Here is a 12,140-nt window from a genome sequence, read left to right as displayed (position 1 = left end):
TAAAGCCCCGTTTAAGAGATTGCACTTGCAGTTTAAGGAGGGAAACGGATGAGCACTGGACGCGTCTTGCAGGTAATGGGTCCCGTTGTCGACATTCAGTTCGACCAAGGACACCTACCTGAAATCAATAACGCAATTAAGGTTGAATATAAGGCGAAAACTTCGAGCGAGAAAGACATTGATCTGACCGTCGAAGTGGCGCTTCAATTGGGGGACAACACGGTTCGCTGTGTTGCGATGGGTTCCACTGACGGTTTGGTTCGTGGAATGGAAGCGGTGGATACCGGAAAACCGATTACCGTTCCGGTGGGTCGTCCCACATTGGGTCGGGTATTTAATGTGTTGGGAGACCCCATTGATGAAAAAGAGTCGGTGACTTCGGAAACCAACTACTCGATTCACCGTCCTGCACCGGGATATGAAGATTTGTCCACTCAGGAAGAGATATTGGAGACAGGAATCAAAGTCGTCGACCTCTTGGCTCCTTATGCTAAAGGGGGTAAGATCGGTCTCTTTGGCGGTGCCGGTGTAGGGAAAACCGTTTTGATTCAGGAGCTGATTCATAATATCGCTCAAGAGCATGGTGGTTTGTCCGTCTTTGCCGGAGTGGGAGAGCGCACGCGGGAAGGAAATGACCTTTATCATGAGATGAGCGATTCCGGTGTGATTGAGAAAACCACCATGGTGTTCGGTCAGATGAATGAACCGCCGGGTGCCCGTATGCGTGTGGCCTTGACGGGTCTGACCATGGCGGAATATTTCCGTGATGAAGAAGGACAGGATGTGTTGTTCTTTGTGGACAACATTTTCCGGTTTACCCAGGCGGGTTCGGAAGTGTCCGCCTTGTTGGGCCGCATTCCTTCTGCGGTGGGGTATCAGCCGACGTTGGCCACAGAAATGGGTCAGCTTCAGGAGCGGATTACCTCGACCAAAAAAGGATCGGTTACCTCGATCCAGGCGATTTATGTGCCGGCTGACGACTATACGGACCCGGCGCCGGCAACCACCTTTGCCCACTTGGATGCCACCACCAACCTGGAACGTTCCTTGGCGGCCAAGGCGATTTTCCCCGCCGTCGATCCGTTGGCTTCTACCTCTCGGATTCTGACTCCGGCGGTTGTGGGTGAAGAACACTACAAAGTGGCTCGTGGTGTGCAGGAAGTACTGCAACGCTACAAGGAATTGCAGGACATTATTGCTATTCTTGGAATGGATGAACTGACAGAAGAGGATAAAACCATTGTGGGCCGTGCCCGCCGAATTGAAAAGTTCCTCTCCCAGCCGATGAATGTGGCCGAACAGTTTACCAATGTTCCCGGAAAATATGTTCCTGTGAAGGAGACCGTCCGCAGTTTCAAAGAGATTCTGGACGGAAAACACGACGACCTGCCGGAAGATGCTTTCTATATGGTGGGAACCATCGAAGAAGCGGTTGAAAAGGCGAAAACCCTCGTCTGACGGGCTGGAAGGAGAGAGTGTCCATGAGCACCATGCAGTTGGACATTGTGACACCTGAGAGAAAAGTCTACTCGGAAGAAGTGGAAATGGTGATCGCCCGCGCCGCCGAAGGCGATATCGGGATTCTTCCAAACCACGCCCCCTTTGTCAGCCCGCTTAAGATTACGGCAGTCAAAGTGAAAAAAGGCGGGGAAGAATCACTCGTCGCCGTCAGCGGAGGTTTTATCGAAGTAAGCGAGAACAAGGTAACGATTCTCGCTGAAACCGCTGAACTCCCCGATGAAATCGACGTTGAGCGTGCGGAAGCGGCGAAAAAACGTGCGGAAGAACGTTTGTCCGACGAGCAAAACGAAGAGATTAACTTTAAAAGGGCACAGATTGCCCTGCAAAAAGCGATGATCCGGCTTCAAGTCGGGAAAAACCGATGAGCAAGGCGCAAAACAACCCACGATCTCGTGGGTTGTTTTTGTTTGGTTAATGAACGGAGAATGTTCCGCCATCCTGAAATAATGTATACGAATGCGTTGAATCAGCCAGATAGAAACATAAATAAAATAACTGGCGATTAGGGGTTGGATTGTTCAGCGTTTTGTTGGTGATTGTTTATTTCATTCTATCGATTGCTTCAGTTTTAGGACTTGTACATGAATGCAAAAAAGAAAGGCGACGAATAGATGGATTGCCGTATTTACCATCGGATTGATAGGTTTTGCTTGGAATTTTTTAGATGCTGCACAATTGTAGGAATGAATCGTCTTTATGTCATCTAATGCGACATAAAAATATATTGATGGTTGAAGTTAAAAAACGCCCTCCTAAGAGAGTGGCTGAGGTTATTTAATCCGGACAGTACGATTGTAGGAAAGGAACTTGGACTTATGGAAAAAAGACATTGAATCCTTTCTCTCCGACGATGTTAGATGACTGATTGAGGGAGCCATAAATAGACAAAAACCAACAATGTTCCACATGAAACATTGTATTTCGAGATTGTTTTGACAGATATCAGGCACCTGTTACCCTGATCTGAAGAAAACAGGTCGATCCAAGTTGAATCCTTGTTTCAAATTTAAAACTAATCTATATAAGGACAGTAAGAGAAAGAAGGCCATTAGGAAAGGAATTATTTCTTATGCAGGGAGGACACGCTGTCCTTAAAAGACGTGTGATCCAAGCTTCCTCTCTCATATATTGTGGGAGAGGATTTTAATTTATATTTTGTTCTCAAATTTAATTGACATTTCGTATAACAAGCCGATATAATTTTTTGAAATTTGATTATTATTGAAGGGTTGAGATGAAGGATGATCATGGAAAGAATCCTTAGTGGTTTCATGGCGATAACTGGAGCGATCGCAATTTGTTCGGATAACAGTCTTTATTCCATGCTTTTTGCGATAATGGTTGTGGTGTATGCCTGTTATCATCTGTATGACAACTGGAATACAAGAAAAAGGTATGTATATATTTTAGTGTTTATTGTGGCGTTAACTTTTTTCTATTATGTGCTGCAACTTTTTCTGAAAGGTATATTTGTACACACTGCCGCTTTCCCAAAGTGGCTTTTTTTGTTTTTCAGATATACCTTCTCTGTTAGCGGTTGTCCATGATTTTTGAAGGAATTTGGGGGTAGCCTATGGAATAACTTGGGGAGTGGAATATCAAAATGGGGCTAAAATACAAATGATAGGAGAGTTGTACTGCTACGAACAGACAAAAAAGCGGTACCGGTGTAAATTCCGATTTTATCCATTATTTTGTGAAGAAATGAGTGATTGGGGGCTGGTTGAACGTGGTTGAAAACTATGTTTCAGTGGCCGTCTTTATCTTGGTCGGTTTGGCATTGCCGGCAGTGGCCCTGACCGTGGGGCGTTGGCTTCGGCCGCACAAGCCTTCCGAAGCGAAAGCGATTGCGTATGAAAGTGGTGTCGATCCCACTGGTGACAGTTGGGTACAGTTTAATGTGAGGTATTATCTGTTTGCGCTTCTGTTTGTCATCTTTGATGTGGAAACGGTTTTTCTCTACCCTTGGGCCGTTGCATATGATGCCTTACGGGCGGATATTGGGATATTTATCTTGGTAGAAATGCTGGTTTTTGTTTTCTTTTTGCTGATAGGACTTCTTTATGCCTGGAAGAAGAAGGTGTTGGAATGGACCTAGATCTGGAACGGATTCAACCCAATGAAGAGGAAGAACTGCTGAAGCGAAATATCATGACCACCACGTTGGACAATGTGAAGGCTTGGGCGAGAAGCAATTCCCTGTGGCCCATGACGTTTGGTCTGGCCTGTTGTGCCATTGAGATGATGGGGACGGGGGCGGCTCATTACGATATGGACCGATTCGGTTCTTTCTTTCGGGCATCGCCTCGCCAATCCGATGTCATGATTGTAGCCGGTACCGTTACCAAAAAGATGGGTCCTCTTTTGCGCAGGCTTTATGATCAGATGCCGGAACCCAAATGGGTGATTGCCATGGGTTCCTGTGCAACAGCAGGGGGTCCCTATGTGAAATCGTATGCAGTGATTAAAGGGGTGGATCAGATTGTCCCTGTGGATGTCTATATTCCCGGATGTCCCCCCAATCCGGCAGCACTGATTTACGGAATCAACAAATTACAGGAAAAAATACGTTACGAAGCGAAAACGGGAAAGAAGGTGACGGATCGTTGACTGAGGGACGGGGAGGAGATTTAAATCAGCAGGGAAAAGAAAACAACGGACGGGATTCCTCAAAGGAGACAGAGGAAAAAGTTTCTGCTGTAGCAAAAGCGAAAGCCAAGGCTAAAAGGTCTGCTCCAGCCAGAAAACGAAAAAAACGGGAAGAACCCTTGGAACCCTCTCACAATCAACCGCTGTTGGATCGGTGGACCCGTCTTTTGACAGAAAAGATAGGGGATGGGGTGGTGGAAGAAGCTTATATCAACCGTCCGGATCATCATCGGCCGACGATTGCAGTTTCCAACACAAAGTGGCCGGAAGTCTCCCGTCTACTTTTGGAGGAGGAATCCCTTGCATTTGAGTATTTGGAAAATTTGTCAGGCGTGGATTATGAAGAACATATGGAAGTGTTATACCATTTTGTTTCTTTGAAGCACGGTCATACCTTGTGTATCAAAGTAAAAACAGACCGGGAAGATCCCCGGATTCCCTCCGTAACGGATGTATGGCCGGCCGCCAACTGGCATGAGCGGGAGGTTTATGATCTTTTGGGAATCCGCTTTCAAGGACATCCGGAACTGAAACGGATTCTGATGCCGGAGGACTGGGTGGGCCATCCCCTGAGAAAAGATTACAAACCTTATGACCAGGGATTATAGCGAAGATTGAATGGAAGGAATCCGCTTAAAGCACGGGATTTAGTGATTGGGGTGATGGATGGACATGAGTATGGGGATACTGATGGGTCCAGTGGGTCTTTTGTTCATCGTTCTTGGATTTGTCACCTTTGCCATTCTGTTTGAGCGAAAAGTGATCGGCTGGATGCAGGCACGGATCGGTCCCAATCGGGTGGGGCCTTGGGGAATGTTGCAAACCGTCGCGGATATTTTGAAATTGTTGATCAAAGAGGATACCATTCCGTCCAAAGCGGATCATCCCCTGTTTAAATGGGCACCGGTGATCGCTTTTGTCCCTTCATTTGCAGTGTTGGCAGTGATTCCCTTTACCGATCAATGGGTCTTTGCTGATCTCGGTGTGGGTCTGTTGTATTATATCGCTGTATCCAGTATCACAACCATTGGGATGCTGGCTGGAGGATGGGCCTCCAATAACAAGTATGCACTGCTTGGAGCATTGCGGTCGGTTGCGCAGATGATCAGTTATGAAATTCCTTTGATCATGTCCGTCGTGGGAGTAATTTTAAGTGCACAGACACTCAATTTGACAAAGATTGTGGAAGCGCAGGAAGATCTGTGGTTTATTGTTCCGCAGTTTCTCGGTTTTATCGTTTTTTTCATCGCTTCACTGGCGGAATTGAACCGGACTCCCTTTGACCTTCCGGAAGCGGAATCGGAATTGGTGGCAGGCTATCATGTGGAGTACAGCGGTTTTCGTTTTGCGTTTTTTATGTTGGCGGAATACGTCTATGTTTTTGCGATGGCATCATTGACGACCGTATTGTTCCTCGGTGGGTGGAAGCCTGTCTTCGGTCTCGATCTGGTTCCACCGATCCTGTGGTTCAGTCTTAAATTTCTTTTGGTTGTCTTTTCACTGTTTTGGATTCGGGCGACACTTCCCCGGATTCGGATGGATCAATTGATGCAACTCGGATGGAAGCTGCTCCTTCCCCTGGCACTCCTCAATATTTTTTTGTCAGCCGTCCTAAAGGAAGTGTTTCCTGGAGTCTATTAACAACCACATCTTTATCAGGGATGGAGGGATTCCCATGATGGGCCTCATCAAAGGGATGGGTGTCACGCTGAAGACGATGACCAAGCAAAAAGTTACCCGTAAATACCCTGACGAACCGATGGAGATGCCCGATCGGTTTCGTGGCATTCAGCATTTTGATCCGGAAAAGTGTATCGTCTGCAATCAATGTGTCCGGGTTTGTCCCACGGATTGCATTTCCCTGACGGGCCGGAAACATCCGGATCCGGGAAAGCGGGGAAAAGTGATTGATACGTATGACATCAACTTTGAAATCTGTATTTTGTGTGATTTGTGTACGGAAGTTTGTCCCACTGAAGCAGTGGTGATGACTCAACACTTTGAACTGGCTGTGTATACCAGGGATGAATTATTTAAAGACATGGGATGGCTTCATGAAAATGATAGCAAGATTCGAAGTGTGAACAATGTGAATGCACGGGGTGTGAAAAAGTGATGCAGATCAATGGCGAGTTTATCGCTTTTTTTGTCCTGTCAATCTTTGCAATCGGTGGAGCGGTGCTTCTGATGAACCTAGTCCGAGTGGTTCACATGGCGCTGGCATTGGCGTTTACACTGCTCAGTATCGCCGGCATCTACCTTCTATTGAATGCGGAGTTTTTAGCGGTGGTACAGGTTTTGATCTATACAGGTGGCGTTTCCATTCTGATGTTATTTGGAATTATGCTAACCCGTCACCGGGATCAGGAAGGGGATTCCGTGCGTCCGTGGCACAATCTACTCAGCTTTCTGGGAGTGGGGTCGTTTTTGGGAATTGTGATCCATACCATTTACAATGCCCCTTTGACGGAGATCACTGCGGAGGTGGGGACATTTTCAACCGCTTGGTTGGGAGAGGCTGTTTTCAAACAGTATGTCATTCCTTTTGAAGCGGTTTCCGTTCTTCTTTTAATCGCTTTGGTGGGGGCTGTCATTTTGGCACGGAAGGAGTCGAAACCATAATGCCGATCACTTCTTATCTCGCGTTGAGTGCGATTCTGTTCAGTCTGGGGTTGTATGGTGTGTTGACCAAACGAAATGCTGTTGTGGTATTGTTTTGCATTGAGTTAATGTTAAATGCTGCTAACATCAATCTTGTGGCTTTTTCCAAATACGGATTATATGCCAATCAGACAGGGCATGTGTTTACCCTATTCACTATTACTGTAGCCGCTGCGGAAGCGGCTGTGGGAATCGCAATTCTTATTGCTCTCTACCGTAACAGAAATTCCGTGAAGGCGGATCATTACAATATGATGAAAGGCTGAGCAATACGTCAAACAAAGGGTGATTCAATCAATGATTGAAAATATATGGGCGATCCCGCTTTTTCCCTTGATCGCCTTTGTCCTCCTGTTGGCAGGCCGAAACGTTTTTCAAGCGAAAACAGCGACATGGGTGGGAAGCCTTTCCGCTTTTCTATCCTTTCTCGGATCAGTGGCTGCTTTGTGGGTGCAATTGAGTGAAGGGAACCACCTCTCTCTCTTTCCATGGCTGTCCTTTGGGGAAACAACCATACGGTTCGGGATTGAGCTGAATCAACTGAATGTTTTGATGATGATTTTGGTCAGTCTGATCAGCTTCCTTGTTCAGGTCTACTCCCACTCCTATATGAAGGGAGATCAGCGCGTCCCTATCTTCCACGCTTATTTGAGTCTATTTACGTTTTCCATGCTGGGGCTGGTTCTATCCCCCAATCTTCTTCAACTGTATATCTTTTGGGAATTGGTCGGGGTTTGTTCGTTTTTGTTGATCGGCTACTGGTATTTTAAACCGGAGGCCAAGCGTGCTGCACAAAAAGCGTTTATTGTGACACGGATCGGGGATGTTGGTCTGTTGATCGCTGTGATTCTCACGTTGCTTTATGTGGGGAATTTGGAATTGACGACGATTTTTGCATCCCTGGATGCCGGGGAGATTCCTCCGGGAATGGTGACGCTTATCGCTTTGCTGGTCTTTGTGGGCGCAGTGGGGAAGTCAGGGCAGTTTCCGCTACATACCTGGTTACCGGATGCGATGGAAGGACCAACGCCGGTCAGTGCCCTTATTCATGCTGCGACAATGGTGGCAGCAGGAGTATTTCTGGTGGCCCGCATGTTTCCATTGTTTCAATCCTCTTCCGTAGCGATGGATACCGTAGCATGGACCGGGGCGTTTACAGCGATTTTTGCTGCTGGCATCGGGCTGGTGCAATATGATATCAAGCGAGTGCTGGCCTATTCCACCATCAGTCAATTGGGCTATATGATGTTTGCGTTGGGTGCAGGAGGATATGTGGCTGGGATCTTTCACCTCATGACTCACGGAGTGTTTAAGGCTCTTTTGTTCCTTGTCGCCGGAGCCATCATCATTGTCTTCAACCATGAGCAGGATCTCCGAAGGATGGGAGGACTTTGGAAAACGCATCCAACATTGGGTTGGTTCTTTGTAATTGGTTGCCTGTCGATTGCCGGCATCCCACCGTTTTCCGGATTTTTTTCCAAAGAAGAGGTTCTGTTGGCCGCTTTTGCTGACGGGCGTATGGGAATCTTCATTCTGGGGATTGTGACGGCTTTCTTAACTGCCTTTTACATGTTTCGCCTCTTTTTTCTCGCTTTTTGGGGAAAGAGCTCCATCGAGACAAGAGGGAAGACAGTTGCTTCCACAATGATATGGCCCATGGGGGTTTTGGCCCTTCTGTCCATTCTTGCCGGGTTTGTCGAGGTTCCCGGACATCATTTAAGCTTTTGGTTAAGGGAAGGATCTGACACCATATCGGGTAAAGTGGGGGAAGCCTCCATCTGGGTTGCTTTCTTTTCCATTGCCGTTTCCCTGGCGGGGATCATTCTTGCTTGGGCTGTATATGCCAATAAAAGTATTCCACGAGATCTTTTGCAAAAGCCGTTTCCCTGGTTGTACTCGTTTCTGCACCGGAAATGTTATGTGGATGAAATGCAAAGAGCGATCGTGGTTGAACCTTATCGGATGTTGGGATTCTTATTGTCCGCCTTTGATCGATATATTGTCCAGGGAATCGTTCATCTGGTGGCGGGAATCCCCCGTTTTGCAGGAGCAATTGTTACGAGGCTTCAGAACGGGCAGGCCCAAACGTATGCCTTGGTGAGTGTCATCGGGCTTGTTCTGTTGATCATTGGCCTGACAGCGGGGAGGTTGTTTGGATGATGGAGAACGTTCTCAATATGCTTCCCACATGGTTGGCTTTCTCTCCTCTTCTGGGAGCCATGTTACTGTTACTGGTGCCGCAGAAAAGAACCGGTTGGTTAAAGAGGCTGGGTATATTGGCTACGTTTCCACCTCTGGTGCTGGCCCTTTTACTGTATGGAACATTTCATTCCGGTATGGACAGCGTTCAATTTGAACATCGGCTTCAATGGTTTGAAATCCCGCTTTCCGGGGGAGCATCCTGGGAGTTGACCTATCATATGGGAGTGGATGGCCTGTCGATGCCTTTGGTGGTCATGGCAACAGTGGTTGCTACCTTGGCAGCATTTGCTTCCACGTACATACAAAAGAGACAGAAGGAATATTTTCTGTTCTTTCTCATTCTGGAGATGGGAATGTTGGGGGTCTTTCTGGCCCAAAACCTCTTTCTTTTCTTTCTGTTTTTTGAAATCACGCTGGTTTCCCTTTATTTTCTCATTGGCATCTGGGGGTTTGTGCACAGAGAAAGAGCGGCCAATCAATTTTTGCTGTATAACGGATTGGGTTCCGCGTTTCTTCTCATATCGCTTGTCGGATTGTTGGTCCTATTTGGAACGCTGGATTTCAATCAGTTACAGGAATTGTCGGATCATCCCCGAACCAAGGGAGTGTTATCGCAAAGTCCTTTAAAGGAGATTGTGTGGGGGATATTTCTTTCCATGGTGGTAGCTTTTGGGATCAAACTTCCCATTTTTCCATTTCACAGATGGATGCTGAAGGTGCATACAGAAGCACCGCCGGCTGTAGTGATGGTTCATTCGGGGGTTCTCTTGAAAATGGGAGCCTATGGTTTGATACGCTTTGGGGTACAGCTCTTTCCGGACCAAATGCGTACAATCGCCACGACGTTGGCAGTACTTGGTCTTGTCAACATCTTGTACGGTGCGGTGCTGGCCTTTGTTCAACAGGATCTGAAGAGAGTGCTGGCGTATGCAAGTATCAGCCATATGGGGATCATTCTGTTTGGCGTTGCCTCCGCCAATGTTTCCGGGTTGACTGGAGCGGTATTCCAAGCAGTTTCTCATGGATTGATCTCCGCCGTACTCTTTTTCTTCATTGCCAGCCTGGTCGATCGGGCAGGAACGACCGAGATTGGAAAACTTGGAGGGATGGCCCGGTCGGCACCGGTATTGACAGGTGTTTTTCTCGCCGGAGGGTTGGCTTTGCTCGGTCTTCCCGGAATGTCCGGATTTGTTTCGGAGTTCCTGGTCTTTGTTGGATTGTTTCAGCAGGAACCGGCTTTGGCGGCTGTGGGGATATTGGGGTTGGTGCTAACAGCAGCCTATACACTGCGAGCGGTATTGGCAACCGGTTTTGGTCCATTGAAGAGTCGTTTATCTGATATCACGGATATCAAACCTTCGGAAGCGGCACCGATGCTGATGTTACTGGCCTTTATTCTTCTGATCGGTGTCTATCCTGATGTTCTGGGAGAACCGATCAAAGCTACCATGCAAATGATCGCCTCAAGGATCGGAGGGTAGGGAATGGAAAAATATCTTCTGGATTACAACTGGACGGTGATGGCACCGGAATTGACGATCCTTGTTGCCGCTGCACTGCTGACCGTGATCGATCTTCTCATGAAAAAGGAAACAGATCGCCGTATACTTGGTTGGATGGGGATCATGGCTGTGGCAACAGCAGGAGCGTTTACCCTGTGGCGTGTAGGAAAACCGCCATATGAGATCTTGTCAGATACGTATCGGGTGGATGATTTTGCGCTAGCGTTCAAACTGATCTTGCTAGCGGGTACGGCGTTGGTACTTCTCGCTTTTTTGAGGGAGATCCGGAAAGAAGGGGAACATGTCGGGGGAGAGTATATCTATCTATTGCTAACCGCTTTGCTGGGAGGGATGATTTTAACCTCTTCCGCCGATTTGATCACTCTCTTTGTGGGATTGGAGCTGTTAAGCCTCTCTTCCTACGTATTGGCCTGTATTCGTCGGAAACGGCTTCCATCCAATGAAGCGGCCTGGAAGTACTTTATCACAGGCAGTGTTTCTTCCGCATTTATTTTGTACGGGATGTCCTTTGTTTACGGACTGTCCGGGACAACCAATCTGTATATGGCGCAGAAACGTCTTTATGAAGCTTTTAACAGCGGATATGAATCATTTGTTCTTCTGTCTCTGTTTCTGATGCTTCTTGGGTTTGGATTCAAGGTGGCTTCTGCACCTTTTCATATGTGGGTGCCGGATGTGTACCAAGGCGCTCCCACGCCGGTGACAGCATTTTTGGCTGTTGTTTCTAAAACGGCTGCTTTTGCCTTCGTATTACGGGTTCTTCTCGTTACCTATCTGTTTCTCTATGAAACAGGTCCATGGCAAGACGTGGTGGGTCCGGCGTTATTGGTTCTCTCCGCTGTCTCAATGGTAGTAGGGAACACAGGGGCTCTGCGACAGAGTCAAACCAAACGGCTGATGGCGTACTCCAGTGTGGCCCATGCCGGTTATCTCTTGGTTCCGCTTGCGGTGATTTCCGGTGGAATGTTGTTTGAAAGTACGGTTTACTATCTAATGGCTTACCTGTTGATGACCTTGGGGGCTTTTACCGTTTTAAATGTGGTGGAGCAGGATGGGAAGACAGGGGATGTGGCCGCCTTTGCCGGTCTTTCCCGGCGAAATCCCTTGCTGGCTGTTGCGATGACGGTCTTTCTGGTTTCACTGGCAGGAATCCCTGTGACGGCCGGATTCTTTGGAAAATTTTATATTCTGATTCATGCCATCACAGGTCAAACATTCTGGATTGCAGCTGTGATGGTGATTACCACAGTGATTTCCTATTTTTATTATTTCAAAATCATTCGGATGATGTATTTCCGCCCTTCCTCCAAAGGCAGATTTGCGATTCCGTTCGGGGCGGTTGCCGTGATTCTGGTTTCCTTGACAGGAACGATTTTTTTCGGGCTTTTTCCTCAATGGACCTTGGATTTTATAGGACAGTTGGATTGGGTCTCCACTTTATCTCCCGTAGGAACGCAACATCAGTGAAACGAAAGGCAGTCGGAGAGTTGGTATTTGTGGCAAATCCTTGAAAAGTCGTTGCGTTTCACAGCGTTTTGGGGTAGCATGGGAATATCGTGTGAACCCACTGTACGAGGAGTGCAT

12 protein-coding genes are annotated in these 12,140 nt (G+C 47.4%); all 12 read left to right on the top strand.

The window, feature by feature from the left end:
* Positions 1-48: 48 nt before the first annotated feature.
* The 12 genes from atpD (at position 49) to FN782_RS09060 (ending at position 12,023) form a co-directional block, all read left to right on the top strand.
* On the top strand, positions 49-1,458 hold the full coding sequence (gene atpD / locus FN782_RS09115; protein WP_142505478.1) for a F0F1 ATP synthase subunit beta: 1,410 nt from the start codon (positions 49-51) through the stop codon (positions 1,456-1,458).
* Positions 1,459-1,481: 23 nt separating this feature from the next.
* Positions 1,482-1,886, top strand: coding sequence for a F0F1 ATP synthase subunit epsilon (locus tag FN782_RS09110; protein WP_142505477.1), 405 nt, complete (start codon positions 1,482-1,484; stop codon positions 1,884-1,886).
* A 1,358-nt stretch (positions 1,887-3,244) separates the two neighbouring features.
* Positions 3,245-3,619 (top strand): NADH-quinone oxidoreductase subunit A, encoded by a 375-nt coding sequence (locus FN782_RS09105; RefSeq protein ID WP_142505476.1) that lies wholly within the window; start codon positions 3,245-3,247, stop codon positions 3,617-3,619.
* A complete protein-coding gene (locus tag FN782_RS09100) occupies positions 3,610-4,131 on the top strand; it encodes a NuoB/complex I 20 kDa subunit family protein (protein WP_142505475.1) in 522 nt (173 codons plus the stop codon). Before FN782_RS09105 ends, FN782_RS09100 begins: the two co-directional genes overlap by 10 nt.
* Positions 4,128-4,778 carry an NADH-quinone oxidoreductase subunit C gene (locus tag FN782_RS09095; protein WP_281285932.1) on the top strand — a complete coding sequence of 217 codons (651 nt, stop codon included), beginning with the start codon at positions 4,128-4,130 and terminating at the stop codon, positions 4,776-4,778. Before FN782_RS09100 ends, FN782_RS09095 begins: the two co-directional genes overlap by 4 nt.
* 64 nt (positions 4,779-4,842) lie before the next feature.
* Positions 4,843-5,811 (top strand): NADH-quinone oxidoreductase subunit NuoH, encoded by a 969-nt coding sequence (gene nuoH, locus FN782_RS09090; RefSeq protein ID WP_142505588.1) that lies wholly within the window; start codon positions 4,843-4,845, stop codon positions 5,809-5,811.
* A 34-nt stretch (positions 5,812-5,845) separates the two neighbouring features.
* Positions 5,846-6,286 (top strand): NADH-quinone oxidoreductase subunit NuoI, encoded by a 441-nt coding sequence (gene nuoI, locus FN782_RS09085; protein WP_142505473.1) that lies wholly within the window; start codon positions 5,846-5,848, stop codon positions 6,284-6,286.
* Entirely contained in the window at positions 6,286-6,792 is a 507-nt protein-coding gene (locus FN782_RS09080; protein WP_185956186.1) for an NADH-quinone oxidoreductase subunit J, read from the top strand. The genes nuoI and FN782_RS09080 overlap by 1 nt, the downstream gene beginning before the upstream one ends.
* The gene (gene nuoK, locus FN782_RS09075; protein WP_142505472.1) at positions 6,792-7,097 is read left to right on the top strand and encodes an NADH-quinone oxidoreductase subunit NuoK; all 306 of its coding nucleotides are present in this window, start codon (positions 6,792-6,794) and stop codon (positions 7,095-7,097) included. Before FN782_RS09080 ends, nuoK begins: the two co-directional genes overlap by 1 nt.
* 31 nt (positions 7,098-7,128) lie before the next feature.
* Positions 7,129-8,991 (top strand): NADH-quinone oxidoreductase subunit L, encoded by a 1,863-nt coding sequence (nuoL, locus tag FN782_RS09070; RefSeq protein WP_142505471.1) that lies wholly within the window; start codon positions 7,129-7,131, stop codon positions 8,989-8,991.
* Positions 8,988-10,514 carry a complex I subunit 4 family protein gene (locus tag FN782_RS09065; protein ID WP_425462698.1) on the top strand — a complete coding sequence of 509 codons (1,527 nt, stop codon included), beginning with the start codon at positions 8,988-8,990 and terminating at the stop codon, positions 10,512-10,514. Before nuoL ends, FN782_RS09065 begins: the two co-directional genes overlap by 4 nt.
* 3 nt (positions 10,515-10,517) lie before the next feature.
* Positions 10,518-12,023: an NADH-quinone oxidoreductase subunit N gene (locus FN782_RS09060; RefSeq protein ID WP_142505470.1), complete on the top strand. Its 1,506-nt coding sequence runs from the start codon at positions 10,518-10,520 to the stop codon at positions 12,021-12,023.
* Positions 12,024-12,140: the final 117 nt, after the last annotated feature.

This window comes from Melghirimyces algeriensis, from assembly GCF_900182565.1.
GTDB lineage: Bacteria > Bacillota > Bacilli > Thermoactinomycetales > DSM-45169 > Melghirimyces > Melghirimyces algeriensis.
The sequence above is the reverse complement of the archived record's forward strand: the minus strand, read 5'-3'. Positions and strand labels throughout refer to the sequence as shown.